Source organism: Streptomyces aquilus, assembly GCF_003955715.1.
GTDB classification, from domain to species: domain Bacteria; phylum Actinomycetota; class Actinomycetes; order Streptomycetales; family Streptomycetaceae; genus Streptomyces; species Streptomyces aquilus.
The window spans coordinates 3,179,235-3,193,857 of sequence record NZ_CP034463.1 but is presented as its reverse complement, the minus strand read 5'-3'; the positions used below and the strand labels follow the sequence as shown (position 1 = coordinate 3,193,857).

General features: G+C 71.9%; 16 protein-coding genes. 5 read left to right on the top strand and 11 right to left on the bottom strand.

Annotation, left to right across the window (positions count from 1 at the left end):
* Positions 1–32: 32 nt before the first annotated feature.
* Positions 33–491, bottom strand: a complete 459-nt coding sequence (locus tag EJC51_RS14745) for a MarR family winged helix-turn-helix transcriptional regulator (RefSeq protein ID WP_126271499.1) — start codon at positions 489–491, stop codon at positions 33–35.
* A 66-nt stretch (positions 492–557) separates the two neighbouring features.
* On the opposite strand from EJC51_RS14745, the gene EJC51_RS14740 reads away from it, so the two are divergent.
* Positions 558–1,424 (top strand): alpha/beta fold hydrolase, encoded by an 867-nt coding sequence (locus tag EJC51_RS14740; RefSeq protein ID WP_126271498.1) that lies wholly within the window; start codon positions 558–560, stop codon positions 1,422–1,424.
* Positions 1,425–1,427: 3 nt separating this feature from the next.
* Here the strand turns inward: EJC51_RS14740 and EJC51_RS14735 are convergent, their stop codons facing one another.
* From EJC51_RS14735 to EJC51_RS14725, 3 genes are all read right to left on the bottom strand, one after another.
* Positions 1,428–2,090: an RlpA-like double-psi beta-barrel domain-containing protein gene (locus tag EJC51_RS14735; RefSeq protein WP_126271497.1), complete on the bottom strand. Its 663-nt coding sequence runs from the start codon at positions 2,088–2,090 to the stop codon at positions 1,428–1,430.
* Between the two features lie 121 nt (positions 2,091–2,211).
* On the bottom strand, positions 2,212–3,033 hold the full coding sequence (locus tag EJC51_RS47700) for a hypothetical protein (protein ID WP_166682777.1): 822 nt from the start codon (positions 3,031–3,033) through the stop codon (positions 2,212–2,214).
* Between the two features lie 85 nt (positions 3,034–3,118).
* Positions 3,119–3,478 (bottom strand): arsenate reductase family protein, encoded by a 360-nt coding sequence (locus EJC51_RS14725; RefSeq protein WP_208870709.1) that lies wholly within the window; start codon positions 3,476–3,478, stop codon positions 3,119–3,121.
* 174 nt (positions 3,479–3,652) lie between these two features.
* On the opposite strand from EJC51_RS14725, the gene EJC51_RS14720 reads away from it, so the two are divergent.
* Entirely contained in the window at positions 3,653–3,961 is a 309-nt protein-coding gene (locus EJC51_RS14720) for a hypothetical protein (protein WP_126271494.1), read from the top strand.
* 65 nt (positions 3,962–4,026) lie between these two features.
* Here EJC51_RS14720 and EJC51_RS14715 read toward each other — a convergent pair whose 3' ends face one another.
* Entirely contained in the window at positions 4,027–5,199 is a 1,173-nt protein-coding gene (locus tag EJC51_RS14715) for a winged helix DNA-binding domain-containing protein (protein WP_208870708.1), read from the bottom strand.
* A 246-nt stretch (positions 5,200–5,445) separates the two neighbouring features.
* Here EJC51_RS14715 and EJC51_RS14710 point away from each other — a divergent pair, with 246 nt between their 5' ends.
* Positions 5,446–6,837, top strand: coding sequence for a DUF2252 domain-containing protein (locus tag EJC51_RS14710; RefSeq protein ID WP_126271492.1), 1,392 nt, complete (start codon positions 5,446–5,448; stop codon positions 6,835–6,837).
* A 50-nt stretch (positions 6,838–6,887) separates the two neighbouring features.
* Here the strand turns inward: EJC51_RS14710 and EJC51_RS14705 are convergent, their stop codons facing one another.
* The gene (locus EJC51_RS14705; protein WP_126271491.1) at positions 6,888–8,489 is read right to left on the bottom strand and encodes an alpha/beta fold hydrolase; all 1,602 of its coding nucleotides are present in this window, start codon (positions 8,487–8,489) and stop codon (positions 6,888–6,890) included.
* A gap of 173 nt (positions 8,490–8,662) precedes the next feature.
* Here EJC51_RS14705 and EJC51_RS14700 point away from each other — a divergent pair, with 173 nt between their 5' ends.
* Positions 8,663–8,950, top strand: a complete 288-nt coding sequence (locus EJC51_RS14700; protein WP_126271490.1) for a hypothetical protein — start codon at positions 8,663–8,665, stop codon at positions 8,948–8,950.
* Positions 8,951–8,981: 31 nt separating this feature from the next.
* Here EJC51_RS14700 and pspAB read toward each other — a convergent pair whose 3' ends face one another.
* The 5 genes from pspAB to glnA form a co-directional block, all read right to left on the bottom strand.
* A complete protein-coding gene (pspAB, locus tag EJC51_RS14695) occupies positions 8,982–9,566 on the bottom strand; it encodes a PspA-associated protein PspAB (RefSeq protein WP_126271489.1) in 585 nt (194 codons plus the stop codon).
* Between the two features lie 3 nt (positions 9,567–9,569).
* Positions 9,570–10,493, bottom strand: a complete 924-nt coding sequence (htpX, locus tag EJC51_RS14690; RefSeq protein WP_126271488.1) for a zinc metalloprotease HtpX — start codon at positions 10,491–10,493, stop codon at positions 9,570–9,572.
* A gap of 90 nt (positions 10,494–10,583) precedes the next feature.
* Positions 10,584–12,041, bottom strand: coding sequence for a hypothetical protein (locus EJC51_RS14685; protein ID WP_244362625.1), 1,458 nt, complete (start codon positions 12,039–12,041; stop codon positions 10,584–10,586).
* An 81-nt stretch (positions 12,042–12,122) separates the two neighbouring features.
* Positions 12,123–12,380, bottom strand: a complete 258-nt coding sequence (locus tag EJC51_RS14680; protein ID WP_126271486.1) for an SCO2583/SCO2584 N-terminal domain-containing protein — start codon at positions 12,378–12,380, stop codon at positions 12,123–12,125.
* A 111-nt stretch (positions 12,381–12,491) separates the two neighbouring features.
* Positions 12,492–13,901, bottom strand: coding sequence for a type I glutamate--ammonia ligase (glnA, locus tag EJC51_RS14675; RefSeq protein ID WP_059191344.1), 1,410 nt, complete (start codon positions 13,899–13,901; stop codon positions 12,492–12,494).
* 199 nt (positions 13,902–14,100) lie between these two features.
* Between glnA and EJC51_RS14670 the strand changes: the two genes are divergently transcribed.
* Positions 14,101–14,571: an RDD family protein gene (locus tag EJC51_RS14670; RefSeq protein ID WP_126271485.1), complete on the top strand. Its 471-nt coding sequence runs from the start codon at positions 14,101–14,103 to the stop codon at positions 14,569–14,571.
* Positions 14,572–14,623 lie beyond the last annotated feature (52 nt).

The window sequence follows — 14,623 nt, the reverse complement described above, 5'->3', positions numbered from 1 at the left end:
GGCGCCGGCTCGTATGCGATGGGGTTGGGGGCTCAGTCCTCCTCGGCCACCGCGTCCCGCACCCCCGTCAGGAACCCCCGGATCGCGGCCCGCTCCCGCTCGTCGTACGTCTCCAGCAGCCCCACGGCCCGCTCGATCACCGGCCCGAAGAAGGCCCGTCCGAGCGCGACCGCCCCCTCGCTCACCTCGATCACCACCTTGCGCCGGTCCCGCTCCCCACGCACCCGCCGGACATGCCCCGCCCGCTCCAGCCGGTCGACCAGCGCGGTCGTGCCCGCCGAGTTCAGCCCGAGCGCCGCCCCGAGCCGCCCTGCCGTCATCTCCTCACGCGCGCGTGCGGCGTCCATGAGGGCGATCAGGGCCCGCACGTCCGTCGGGTGCATGGCGTGGCGCTGGGCGAACCGGGCGCTGTGCAGGCCGAGTTCGACGGTGACGGCGCGCAGCAGATGGACGATCTCCATCTCGGGCCCCTGGGGTGTCGTGCCGCTCATGCCGCTCCTCGGCTATTGTCTCGCTCGTCGAACATCTCGCTCGACGAGATAATAGGGGAGGGCCCGATGAGCACGTACGACGACGACGCTTTCCAGGCGGCCTACGACAAGGTCATGGCCAAGTGGCCCGCGGAGCGGGAGGCGGTCCGGGTCCCCACGCCCTTCGGCGCGACCCACGTCACCGTGTGCGGACCGGCCGGCGCGCCCCCGCTCGTCCTGCTGCCCGGCGGCGGCGCGACCTCCGCGTCCTGGTACGCCCAGGCCGCCGACCTGGCCCGCAGTCACCGCGTGCACGCCGTCGACCTGATCGGCGACGCGGGCCGCAGCGTCCCGGCCGCCGACCGTCACCCCCGTACGGTCGCCGACCTGGCGGCATGGCTGGACGCGGTCCTCGACGGCCTCGACATCGAGGAGACGGATCTGGGCGGGCACTCGTACGGCGCCTTCGTCGCCCTGCACCACGCCCTGCACGCGCGCGTGCGTGAACCGGGGCGGGTGCGCAGCCTGTTCCTGCTGGACCCCACCCTGTGCTTCGCCGGATACCGGCCGGCGTATCTGCTTCACGCCCTGCCGATGCTGCTGCGGCCCGCGCCCCACCGCGTCCGGGCCTTCCTGAAGTGGGAGACCGGGGGAGTGCCGCTCGACCCCGACTGGCTCCGCCTCCAGGAGGCGGCCGCCGGCTTCCCCTCCGTAGCGAAGCCGGTGACCGGCCCGCGCCCGGCCGATGAGGCCCTGCGCGGCCTTGACGTGCCGGTCCTGCTGCTCGTGGCCGCGAACAGCAGGACACATGACACGTACAAGGTGACGGCCAGGGCGAGTGAACTGCTGCCGCACGCCGAGACGGTGGTGGTCCCCGACGTCTCGCATCACGCGCTGCCGCAGTCGGCACCCGCCGAACTGGGCCGCCGCCTCACGGAGTTCCTACGTCGTTGAACCTCACCCCACCTTCTCGATCACGGCTCGCCGGATCAGGAACTTGCCCGGTTCCCGGACCTGCTCGAAGGCGGCGTTGTTCAGCAGGACACAGCTGCCCGAGACCGAAGTGACCTTCACCGTCGTGGACTTGTTGTTGTCCAGGTTGGTGACCTTCAGCGTCGTCCCCGCCGGGAACTGGTTGCTGGACGCGGCGGGCGCACCACCCTCACCGGAGAGGGTGACGGTGGATCCGTTGCAGACCTGCCGCCCGGAGGCGGCCGGTGCGCTCGCGGCGGCACTGGGCGCCGCGCTCGGTGCGGCGCTCGGTGCGGCGGGAGCCGCCGGCTGTGCCGCCTGGGAGCCCTGAGCCGACTCCCCAACGGCGCACCCGGACGCCTTCTGCTGCACCTTGATCTGCTCGATGACCGCTTGCCGGTTGGCGATCCGGGCCGCCGACTGCGCGTCCGGAGCGGCGCGTTGGCCGTCGATGAACTTCTGGTTGTTGCCGAGGGCGGTGGCGAGCCCCTGGCAGACGCCCGAGTCGGCCGCCTTCGTCCGCGGTTGCTGCGCCTGGGAGGCACTCGACGTGCTCGCCATGACGAAGGCCCCACCGCCCGCCACCGACGCCGCGCCCACGAACAGCGCGATCTTCTTGCCTGTACCGAGAGTTCTCCTACGCGACATGCGCGCCTCCTGAAGAGGTAGGGGAGCGTACGCCGCTATGTACGAGATACCGAACGAGGTTACTCAGCGGTTACAGGAGTCACTGAAGTAACCTGCGTCACACCGGACTTCGCCGTCAGCCTCACACCGAGTCCGGATCCTCGTACGCGACGACGTTGTCGTCGACATACCGGAGAAGGTCCTCGGTCTGCTCGGTGATCGCGGCCTCGTCCTGCTCCGAACCGTCGCCCCACTGCCCGTTGGCGAACACCACGGACCGCACGGTCATCAGTCGCCGGAACACCCCCGCCGACCCCGGTGGCACCGTCGGCAGCCCGGCCGCCGGCGGCGGATCGAGCGACACGACCTGGTAGGTCACCGGGTCCATCGAGGCCATCGCGAACACCGACGAGGCGTCCTCGGCACGCCGGAAGCTCAGCACGGTCACCGTCACCTGCGAGCGCCGGTCGGCGTCCGTGAACAGCGCGGCGGTCAGCCGCTCGCACCCCCGGCCCTGCTCGATGAGCGCGGCCAGCTCCGGCGACATGCCCTTGGCGCAGTCGGAGGTGGTGGCCAGGTCGACCCGCTCGTACCGGGCACCGTCGGACAGCCGCACGCTCTTCGCCGGGAAGGCCTGCTCCGGGCGGATGACCGGCCGTGAGAGCAACGAGGGCAGGGCGGACGGGGCGTCGGAGGGGAGGGAGGCCGCGACGGACGGTACGGCCGGGGACGGCGCGCCGGCGGAGGAGGCGGCCGAGGACGAGGCGGCGGCCGCCGTGCCCTCCCCGCCGCGGTCCGTGTACAGCACGGCGCCCGCGGTGATCGCCGCGACGAGCACCACACCCGTCCCCGCGGCCACCGCCCGCCGGGTGCGCCGACGCCGGCGTATCCGCTCCTGCTCGACCACCCACTGGGTGTACGGGTCCGGGGTCCCGTACGGCATTCCTTGATCACCGAAGGTCATGGCGGCGGAGGGTAACAGTGCGAGGGCCCTGAACTCCCGCCGCCGGACAAGCGGTTACCTATCGGGCAGAGCGGTCGCCCTGCGCCTACCGGGACAGGGCGTCCCGGACGGCCTCTTCGCTGCGGCCCACCACCGCCGTGCCGTCGTCCGCCGTGATGATCGGCCGCTGGATCAGCTTGGGGTGCTCGGCGAGCGCCTTGACCCACCGGTCCCGCGACGTCTCGTCCCGCGCCCACTCCTTGAGCCCGAGCTCCTTGGCGTCGGCCTCCTGGGTGCGGGTGATGTCCCATGGTTCGAGGCCGAGCCGGTCGAGTACGGCCCTGATCTCGGCCTCGCTCGGCACGTCCTCCAGATAGCGGCGGACGGTGTAGTCGGCCCCCTCCGCATCGAGCAGGCCGATGGCGCTGCGGCACTTGGAACAGGCCGGGTTGATCCAGATCTCCATGCCTCTCACGGTACGCGAAAACCCCTGTTCCACCCCTGTCACAGCACCCCCGAAAGCCCTTGTGGCCAGGGGCTTTTGTCAGTGGGGGCGGGTAGAATAGAAGCAGTGTTCGAGGGTGTGGGGCGGGGCCGCGGAAGCCTCGTCGGACACCCTGACCGCGACAGGAGGATGCCTGTGCCCGCTGCCGCTCTGAAGCCGTTGCCCACCCAGTCGACCGTCCAGCACCCGGTGTTGCTCGACCTGCCGTACGCCCCCGTGGAGAAGCGCCCGCTGCCGCCGGGCCGGCCACGCGAGTGGTACATCACGCACAACCGCCGCCTGAAGGCGATGCGGCTCGCCATCGCCCTGCTCGACTCGGGCGTGTACCTGCCGAACCAGGCGCGCAACGAGAAGATACGGAGCACGGCGGAGACGATCGGCGTACACCCGCCGTCGGACACGACGTGCCACATGGTGCGGGCGCTGATGCGTTACGCGCGGTGAGCCGTGGGGTGCCGGGTGCCGGGTCCGCACGGACCCGGCACCCGGCACCCGCCGCTCACGCCGCCCTATGCCGACAACTCCCGCTCCAGCGGCGTCCGGAAGCGGGGTGTCACCCGGGTCGCCCCCACCCACCCGCGCAGCCGCTCCGCCTCCGCGGCGATGGCCGCCTTCGCCTCCCGCCCGACCCCGTCCTCGTCCAGCAGCCGCCAGACGATCTCCCCGTCGGGCCGCTGGGCCCAGCCGCCCACCACCCGGCCGTGCCACCACACGGTGGGCCCGACATTGCCGCTTCTGTCGAACAGCGGGGGCCGCAGAGCGGGCGCGAGAAACCAGTCCCGCCGCTGCCAGCCCATGGCGGTCGGATCGAGAGCGGGCAGCAGAGCGGCCCAGGGCCGGTCACCCCCGTCCACGGGCTCGGCGTCCCCCTGCGCCACATACCCGGTGCCCTCGTCGAGCGCCACGGCCTCCGCGCCGATCGCCGCCAGCGCCCGCCGGACGTCCGTCACCTTCCAGCCGGTCCACCACTTGAGGTCGTCCTCCGTGGCCGGTCCGCACGCCGTGAGCCAGTGGCGGAGCAGGGACGCCTGGGCCTCGGCCACGTCGAGTTCGGGATGCGGGGGAGCGGCGGCCCACCGGAACTGACTCGAGGTCCAGGACCCCAACGGCCGCCCTCGTACGACCTTCCCCTCCACCCCCAACACCCTCAGCAGCCGGGTCGAGACGGTGTGGACACCCTCGTAGCTCTTCCCGGCGGCGTACACGAACTGCTCCCGCAACCGCGGCTCGTCCTGCGCGAGTTCGGCCGCGGTCGCCTGCCCGCGCCGCTCCAGGGCGGCCAGCGTGGACGCCTCGACGTCCGCCAGCCAGGCGGCGTCCGGCGCCCCCGCCTTGGCCATGTCCTTGACCAGCGAGGTCCGTTCACGCCCCGCCACGACCAGCCCGGTGGAGGCGTGCACCACCGCGGTCAGCTCCGCGGGGAACACGAACACCGTGTGCCGCATGCCGTGCATCCGCACCAGGGTCCGGTCCTCGTACAGCGCGCGCTCGGTCTCCGCGACGGTCTTGCCGGACTCCGCCAGCCGGGCCCCGACGGCCAGATGCACGGTCGCCGGATCGCTGCCGTGCAACGCGACGAGAGCCTCGGCGACCTCCTCGGGCCGCTCTGCTCGCGAGCCCGTCGCCAGCCGATGCCGCACGCCCAGCCGTCCGCGCCGCTCCTCCACCCCGACGTACCGCATCCGACCTGCCCTCCGCCCACCACACCACCGACGCCCCCCCATCCTGCCGAACCCCACTGACAACGACGTCTCGACGCGAACCCCCACCCGTCCCCACCCGTCCCCACCCGTCCCCACCCGTCACCCGATCGCCGTACTCCGCATGCGCGCGCCCCCCTCGCACGCTTCCCTGCGATCAGGAGGTGTCCGACACCAGGGATCAGCCGGCACGGCGAAATCGGGAGGCGCGATGCAGAGGCACGGCGGATGAGCGCCCCGGGAACCCCCGGCTCCCCCGGCGTCGCCGGAACCTCCGGCGGCCCCAGCCCCGGCGACCGCGCCGCCCAAGGACGATCCGCCCGCAAACGCGTCCCCCGCTCCGCCCACGCCACCTGGATCCCCTCCCTCGACCGCCCCGACCCCGTCGCCGTCCTGGAACGCCAGGGCCGTGACCGCCTCCCGGAGCTGCTGCCGATCAGATACGGCAGGATGTCGGCCTCCCCGTTCGCCTTCCTGCGCGGCGCCGCCGCCGTGATGGCCACCGACCTCGCGTCGCAGCCTCACACCGGCCTCACCGTGCAGCTCTGCGGCGACGCCCACCTCCTCAACTTCGGCCTCTACGCCTCTCCGGAACGCAGCCTCCTCTTCGACCTCAACGACTTCGACGAGACGTTCCCCGGCCCCTTCGAGTGGGACGTCAAACGCCTCGCCGCCAGCGTCGTCGTGGCCGCCCGCGAGAACGGCCACAGCGAGGCGAAGGCGCACCGGGCGGCCGTGGAGGCGACCGCCGCGTACCGCACGTCGATGCGCCGGCTCTCCGGGCTCGGGGAACTCGCCGTCTGGTACGAGAGCCTGGACGCCGACGCGCTGCTCCCGCTCGTCCGCTCCACCCGCCTCCGTCGCCGAGCCCGGTCGACCCTCACCCGGGCCCGCCGCCGCACCAGCCTCCAGGCCCTCGGCAAGCTGACCGAGGTCGTCGACGGGCGCCGCCGGATCATCGAGGACCCGCCGCTCCTCGAACGCGCCGGTGTCCCCGACATGGCCGCCCTGCGCAAGATCTTCAGCGACTACCGCTCCACCCTCTCCGAGGAACGCCGCCTCCTCCTCGACCGCTATCGCTTCGTCGACGCCGCCCGCAAGGTCGTCGGCGTCGGCAGCGTCGGCACCCGCTGCTTCATCGTGCTGCTCGCCGGCCGGGACGCGGACGACCCGCTGTTCCTCCAGATCAAGGAGGCGCGGAAGTCCGTACTGGAGGAGCATCTGCCGAGCGGGCCGTACGTCCATCCCGGGCACCGGGTCGTCGCCGGCCAGCGACTGCTCCAGGCCGCCGGCGACATCTTCCTGGGCTGGATGAGCGGACCGCAGGGGCGCGCCTACTACTGGCGGCAGCTGCGCGACATGAAGGGCTCGGCGGAGGTCGCCGGGATGAGCCCGGCGGAGCTCACCACGTACGCCCGCCTGTGCGGCACCGCGCTGGCCCGCGCCCACGCGCGCTCCGGCGACCGCATCGCCATCGCCGCCTATCTGGGCGGCGGCGACACCTTCGACCACGCGATCGCCGAGTTCGCCCGCTCCTACGCCGTCCAGACCACCACCGACCACACCACCCTGGGCGCCGCGATCGCCGCGGGCGTGGTGACGGCGGCACCGGAGGTGTGACCGCGAGAGGTCCACGCGCGGCGCGCTGACGACGGGACCCGAGGGGCTGCTCAGGCGTACCGCTCCAACAACCCGCCCACATAAGCCTCCAGCCGCCCGCCCAGCATCTCCGGCGTCAGATCGCTCCGCCCCAGTTCGCGCCACGGCCCCGCAAGCTTCGCGGCGTCGGGGGCGTAACCGAGGGCGTCGAGCAGCCGCCAGTACAAGTGGTCGGCCCCGTCCGCGAGGTGCCGCCCGCCCTGCGCCTCGTACCGCTCCCGGAACGCCAGCCCGTGCTCCGGCCCGTGCAGCAGCGCCAGCGCCGTCGAGCAGTGGGCCACGTCCAGGTCGGCCGGCCCCCAGGAGGTCTCCACCCAGTCGACGACCCCGCTGATCCGCCCCCCGGCGAAGAGGACGTTCCCCGGGTGGAAGTCCCGGTGCAGGAAGACCCCTTCGTACGACGGCGGCTCGCGCCGGATGACGTCCACGGCCCGCTCCCACATCGCGCCCGCCGGCACCCGCGCCCGCTCGGGAGACGTCCACGCCTGATACGTCCGCGGCCGTTCCTCCGGTACGACGGCGTGTATACGGGCGAGTTGCCCCGCCAGCAGGTCCAGGCGTCGTACGAGATCCTCCTCGTCCACCCGCACCCGGCCCGGCAGCCTGGACATCAACAGGCTGGGATGGTCGGCGAGTTCGGCGGTGGCGTCCACGGCGAGCAGCGCGGGGGCCGGGACGCCGTCCGCTCCGGCGAGCAGCGTGAGGATGGCCGCCTCGCGCGCGAGGAGCCCGGGGGCGTGGTGCCGGAAGAAGGGCTTCACGAAGGACCGCAGCACCAGCTCCGCGCCGTCGTCGAGGGTGAGCCCGCGCATCTGCGAGCTCCAACCGCCCGACAGGAAACGGGTCGTGGCGACCGTACGGCCCTCGGGGAGCTGCTTGGCCAGCCAGGCGCGGGTCGCGGTCCAGCCGTCGGCCAGCAGCGCGTCGGCGAACTCCCGCAGGTCGTCCGGGTGATCGTGGAACCAGACCCCCAACCGGTGTCCGGCGTCCGGGAATTCGACGCGGGTGAACTGCGACCGCGCGGCCAGCGCGTCCTGCACGGCCTCGGTCACGGCGGCCGGGATCACCGCATCGTGCCGCGGCACCGCCAGCACCGCCCGGCCCTCGTACGCCCGCAGCGTGTTCAGCGCGGGTGCCTCGTGCCAGCTGTCCGGGGTACGGATGATCTCGCTGAACCGCCCGTCGCCGTCCCCGAAGGGCACGTCCCACGCCTCGGCCGCGTACACCGCGGGCGCGCACAGGCCGATCGCCGACACGCGCCGCCCGTAGTGCCGTACGAGATCCGCGACCGTCTGCCCGCTCATGCTGAACCCGACCAGGACCAGCGACCCGGCCGCCGGCACCCGCGCGTCGATCACCGCGGCGGCCTGCTCGAACCGCCGACGCAGACTCAACTCCCGTAGCTCACCGCTGGATTCACCGTGCCCGGAGAAGTCCAGGGCGAGCACCCCGCAGCCACGGCCGGCGAACTCCGCCAGCACCGGCGTCAGCCGCTCCGTGCTGCCGTTGCCCGCCCCGTGCAGCACGACGACGGTGGCCCACCCCGAACCACCGCCGTCCTGCACCCCGCTGAGCCGTTCGCCGTCATGACCGAGGGTGAAGGAGGAGAGCATGCCGTCATTCGATCACGGGTCGACGACGAAAAGGAGATGCACGCCGAGTGACGGACTCCCTACGCTGGACACCTGTTGCGGAGCTGTCACCTCTGCTTTCCGCAGGGCGGGCGTCACTCTGCGCGTTCGGCACTACTCTGCTGCTCACCCACCCACGCACACGGAGGCCACCGATGGGCACCATCGTCATGGCCGGGACCGCAGTTCTGGTCGTCTTAGGATTCGGGAACCACCTCTACTGGCTCGCCGCCGTCGCCGTGCTGTTCCTGTACATGCAGTACGGGCGCGGGACGTCCGCCACCCCGTCCAAGGGCGGCGGCTCGTCGTCCGGCGGCGGGATGATGCCCAGCGACTACCGCTCCTACCGCGACCGCCGGGACAAGCAGGCCAAGTGGGAGCGTCGCTACCGTCGCGAGCGCCCCTTCGAGTCGCGCCGCCAGGAGCGCGAGAAGAGCAAGTGAGACCGGTACGGGCAGCCCCTGGTCGGCGAGGTCACAGACCGGGGGCGCCCCACACCGGGAACCAGCGGCTCAGATCCTGTTCGAGCCGCAGATCGTCCGCGAGCGCCGCCTTCACCCGCAGCTCCAGCGCGTTGTCCCGCCGCTGCCCGCCCCCGGGCAGCGGCGCGAACGGGTAGAAGGTGCCGCGCTTGTAGAGGTAGACCAGCGCGAGCATGCGGCCCGCGTCGTCCCGGAAGCCCGCGAGCGAGCACAGCAGCTGCGGGCCGAAGCCGTTGACCTCCATCGAGGAGTTCACCGCGTGCAGATCGTTGACCAGCAGATGCAGCTGGTCGGGGGCGCGCTGGGACACCAGCCAGGAATAGCCGTAGTCGTCCCGCCGCAGCTCGACCGGAGGGCCGTCGCGGTCGGTGTCCGCGTCCAGCAACGCCTGCACCTCGCGGTGCGTCTGCTCGAACGCCGCGCCCTCGACGGTCGCGAAGCACACCGCACCGCTCCCGGTCGGGGTGAACCCCGCCGCGGCCTCCAAGGTCACGGCCGCCGACGGCAGGGCGAAGAGCCGGTCGAGATCGGGCGCGACCGGCTTGGTGCGCCCGAGCAGGATGTCCAGCAGCCCCATCCGCTACTCCGACATCCCGGGCCGGGCGGCCTCGCCCAACTCGGCGGAGATCCGCCCCAGTTGATCGAGGCGCTGTTCCAGGGTCGGGTGGGTGGAGAAGTACCGCTCGATGCCGGGCTCCTTGCCGGTGGCCGGGGTGAAGTAGAAGGCGTTGAAGGCCTGCACGGTCCGCAGGTCCTTGGTCGGGATCCGGGCGATGTCCCCGGACACCTTGGTCAGCGCGGAGGCGAGGGCCGAGGGCCGCCCCGTCAGCTGCGCCGCGGCCCGGTCGGCGGCCAGCTCCCGGTACCGGGACAGGGCCCGGATGAGCAGGAAGCTCAGCGCGTACACGGCCGCCGAGACCCCCATGACGGCGGCGAAGATCACGGCGGTGTTCTGGTCCTTCCGCCCGCCGAAGACCTGCGAGTAGAACGCGAACCGGACGATGAGCCCCGCGATGACCCCCAGGAACGAGGCGACGGTGATCACCGCGACGTCCTTGTGCGCCACATGCGACAGCTCGTGCGCGAGGACACCCTCCAGCTCGTCCTTCTCCAGCCGCCGCAGCAGCCCGTCGGTCACGCACACCACGGCGTGCTCGGGGCTCCGCCCGGTGGCGAACGCGTTGGGCATGTCCATGTGGGAGACGGCGACGACGGGCTTGGGCATGTCCGCGATGGCGCACAGCCGGTCCACGACCCCGTGCAGCTCGGGATACGCCTCCCGCTCCACGACCTGGCCCCGCATCGCGAACAGCGCGACCCGGTCGGAGAACCAGTACTGCGCCACGAGCATCGCGGCCACCACGGCCACGACCAGCACCCAGGACTTCAGCAGCACGATCAACGCGCCCACGAAGACGACGTACAACAGCCCGAGCAGGAACAGCGTGACCGTCATCCGCACGGTCAGGCGCCGGTCGCTCCGGAAGCGGCTCTGCATCTGCATCACCCCGCAGTCAGGCACTCGTCCCGACTCCCAGTGTGCACCCGGCCCCACCATGAAGCGGTCGCGATCAGCCCTGGGACGGGCAAAGGCTCAGGCCGGAAGCCCCGCCTCCAACTTGCGCCGTCGCAGCACGTACTCGCTGAACAGCTCCCGCGCCCGGTCCAGCAGCTCACCCACCTCGACCACCCCGTGGGGCACGTCCGCGGTCGGGTGCCAGCGCTGCACGGCCTGCCGGGCCGCGTGCCGCAGCCTGTCGTCCGGGTCGTCGACGAGCGCGACCGCGGCCCGCAGCCGTGCGAGACCGCTGTGCTCGTGAAGCAGCCGGAACGCGGAGACCCGCACCGCCCGGGTCCGCCCCGCCGCGAGGCGCCCCAGCAGCCACTCCTCGTCCAACGACCGCGCCGAGGGCACCAGCTCCGCCGTCGCCTCCCGCACCACCCCGGGGTCGGGATCGTCGAGCAGCGCCGTGAACCGCGCCACGTCCGACACGTCCAGACTCCGCAGCCCCGCCACGGCCCGCGCCCGCACCGCCGCCACCGGGTGCGAGGTCAGCGCCCACAACACGGCCGTGTCCCGCCGCTCCCCGCACTCCGCGAGCCCGCTGACGACCCCCGGTGACACCTCCGCACCGGCACACCGCTCCCGGTACCAGGCCGCCGGATCACCCCCGTACTGCCGCACCACGTACCGCGCACAGGCCCGCACCCGCCCCGCCCGGTCCCCGAGGAACCCAGCGGCCCGCTCGGGCATCCCGGCCCGCCGCAACGCGGTGACCCCGGCCGCCCGGGCCCGCGGATTCCGCGCGCCGAGCAGCGGTTCCAGTACGCCGTCCCGCGGACCCTCCTGCGCCAGGGCAGCCAGCGCGGCATCGGCGCACAGATCCTGCACGACGGTGTCGTCGTCGAGCGCGGCGGCACGGGCGAGTTCGGCGGGGGAGAGGAGACGGTTGGCGATGACGAGACGGTGGGCGTAGCGGCGTACGGCACGGTCGCTGTGCCGGCACAGCGGTACGAGGATCTCGCGGGGCGCGGTGCTCAGCAGCGCGGTGGTCAGATCGGCGGCGAAGTCGCCCCGCCCGCGGCGCCCCATCCGCAGGATCAGCGGTGCCAGCCGGGCCGCGCCCTCGGCGTCCAGCAGCTCCGCCAGCCGCTCCCGGGCCCGCTCGCGCACCTGGGGAACCCAGTCGGCGCACCGCACCACCACCAGCGGCAGCAGTTCCGGGTGCTCGCCGACCCTCTCCAGCGCGGACTGCCGCACCCGGCCGTCCCGGTGGCACAGGCCGAGCGCCAGCTGGGACGCGGTGAGCCGGACGCCACGGGGCAGCAGACGCCGCTCCCGGCCCAGCACCTTGACGAGCAGCCGGCCGCTGTCGGTCCGCTCCCACGCCGACATCCACACGTACCCGTACGCGTCCGGTACCCGGGTGAGCTGCCGTACCCCGGCGTCCAGCGCGGTCCAGCCGGCCGGGTCGGCGGTGTCGAAGGCCTCCCGCAGGGAAGCCCCCTCCGCGAGCCGCACCGCCGCCGCGTTCCCGTCCTCGATGTCCATGCCCACCCGCCTCCGTACGTCCGGCGAGCGTAAGCGACCGCCCCCCGAGCGGGCGTGCGATTTACCTGCTCGGCGCCGTGCCTAGTACGGCGCCCGAAACCCGCTGTACCCCAGCAGCACGATGACCGCCGCCACGACCCCGAACACGATCGCCGCCGAGGCCCAGCCCGAGCGCGGCCGGGACACTCCCTCCGGGTCGGCGCGGAACGGCTGGGGCTCCGGGGGGTTGTCCTTCCAGCGGGCGGCCAGCATCCGGGCCCTCGCCGAGGGCTCCTTGAGCTCGGCGGCGTCGGCCCAGCGGATGTCGAACTCCCGCTCCTCGTCGTCCCGTTCGGGCATTCTCGTGACCCCCGTCAGCTTTCTTCGAACAGTCGTGCCGGAAACCATACGACGGCGCCCCCGCACCTGGACAACAGGGGCGGGGGCGCCGTCGTACGGACTACGCGTCGATCACACGTCGAAGTAGAGCTCGAACTCGTGCGGGTGCGGACGCAGCTGGAGCGGAGCGATCTCGTTCGCGCGCTTGAAGTCGATCCACGTCTCGATCAGGTCGGACGTGAAGACGTCACCGGCGAGCAGGAACTCGTGGTCGCGCTCGAGGGAGTCGAGAACGGCCGGGAGCGAGGTCGGGACCTGCGCCACGCTCGCGTGCTCCTCGGGAGCCAGCTCGTAGAGGTCCTTGTCGATCGGCTCGGCCGGCTCGATCTTGTTCTTGATGCCGTCCAGGCCCGCGAGCAGCAGCGCCGAGAACGCCAGGTACGGGTTGCCGGAGGAGTCGGGCGCACGGAACTCGACGCGCTTGGCCTTCGGGTTGGAGCCCGTGATCGGGATACGCATGGCCGCGGAGCGGTTGCGCTGCGAGTACACCAGGTTGATCGGCGCCTCGAAGCCCGGCACCAGACGGTGGTACGAGTTCACCGTCGGGTTGGTGAAGGCGAGCAGCGACGGGGCGTGCTTGAGGATGCCGCCGATGTAGTAGCGGGCGGTGTCCGACAGGCCCGCGTAGCCGGCCTCGTCGTAGAAGAGGGGCTGGCCGCCGGCCCACAGGGACTGGTGGACGTGCATGCCCGAGCCGTTGTCACCGAAGATCGGCTTCGGCATGAAGGTCGCGGTCTTGCCGTTCTTCCAGGCCACGTTCTTCACGATGTACTTGAAGAGCTGGAGGTCGTCGGCCGCGGCGAGCAGCGTGTTGAACTTGTAGTTGATCTCGGCCTGGCCGGCGGTGCCCACCTCGTGGTGCTGACGCTCGACCTGGAGGCCGGAGGCGGCGAGCTGGAGGGAGATCTCGGCGCGCAGGTCGGCGAAGTGGTCGACCGGCGGGGTCGGGAAGTAACCGCCCTTGTAGCGGACCTTGTAACCACGGTTGTTCTCGACCGCACCGGTGTTCCAGGCGCCGGCCTCGGAGTCGATGTGGTAGAAGCTCTCGTTCGCCGAGGTGGCGAAACGGACGCTGTCGAAGACGTAGAACTCGGCCTCGGGACCGAAGTACGCGGTGTCGGCGATGCCGGTCGACGCGAGGTAGGCCTCGGCCTTCTTGGCCACGTTCCGCGGGTCACGGCTGTACTGCTCGCCGGTGATCGGGTCGTGGATGAAGAAGTTGATGTTCAGCGTCTTGTCACGGCGGAAGGGGTCGACCCGCGCGGTCGACAGGTCCGCGCGCAGCGCCATGTCGGACTCGTGGATGGCCTGGAAACCGCGGATCGACGAACCGTCGAACGCGAGCTCCTCGTCCGGGTCGAACGCCTCGACGGGCAGCGTGAAGTGCTGCATGACGCCCGGCAGGTCGCAGAATCGGACGTCGACGAACTTGACGTCCTCGTCCGCGATGAACTTCTTGGCCTCGTCGGCGTTCTGGAACATCCAGCTCCTCCTACTCCCGACGGTTCCGTGCCGGGGTGGTAGTTCGTTCGTGCGGCCAGTGCGGTGGCACACGCTGTGCCCGACCCTAGGGACGCGTGATTTCTCAGGCGTGACCCATTTGTTTCGCACAAGTTAACCGGATGCCTTCCGATCCACCCCACCTGTCCGTATCCCGAAACGCGGGCAGTACCGTGGATGGGTGGACAAGAGGGAAGCAATCGGATCGTGGCTCTCCGGCCCCCGTGCGGCCGCCGAGGAAGCCGGTGTGGACTTCGGATACCGCGGTCAGCAGCTGGGGCTGCCCGAGGAGGGGCCGGGCTCCATCGCCCGGCCGGGACGGCGCCTGGGCGCCCTGGCCGTGGACTGGGGGATGAGCATTCTGATTGCATCCCAATTGATCACTCAGGGCTACAAGGCCCCGGCGACCTCGAACTGGGCGCTGCTGGTCTTCTTCCTGATGAGCGTCCTCACCGTCGGCACCATCGGCTTCACGCCGGGCAAGCGGCTCTTCGGCCTCCGGGTCGTCGAGGTGACCACCGGCCAGGTCAAGCCCCTGCGCGCCCTGCTGCGCTGCGTCCTGCTGTGCCTGGCGGTGCCGGCCCTGGTCTGGGACCGCGACGGCCGAGGCCTGCACGACCGGCTGGCGGGCACGGTCGAGGTACGGATCTAGACCCACGGGTTGTACGGATCCAGACTCACTGGTTCTTCTACGACGAAGGTTC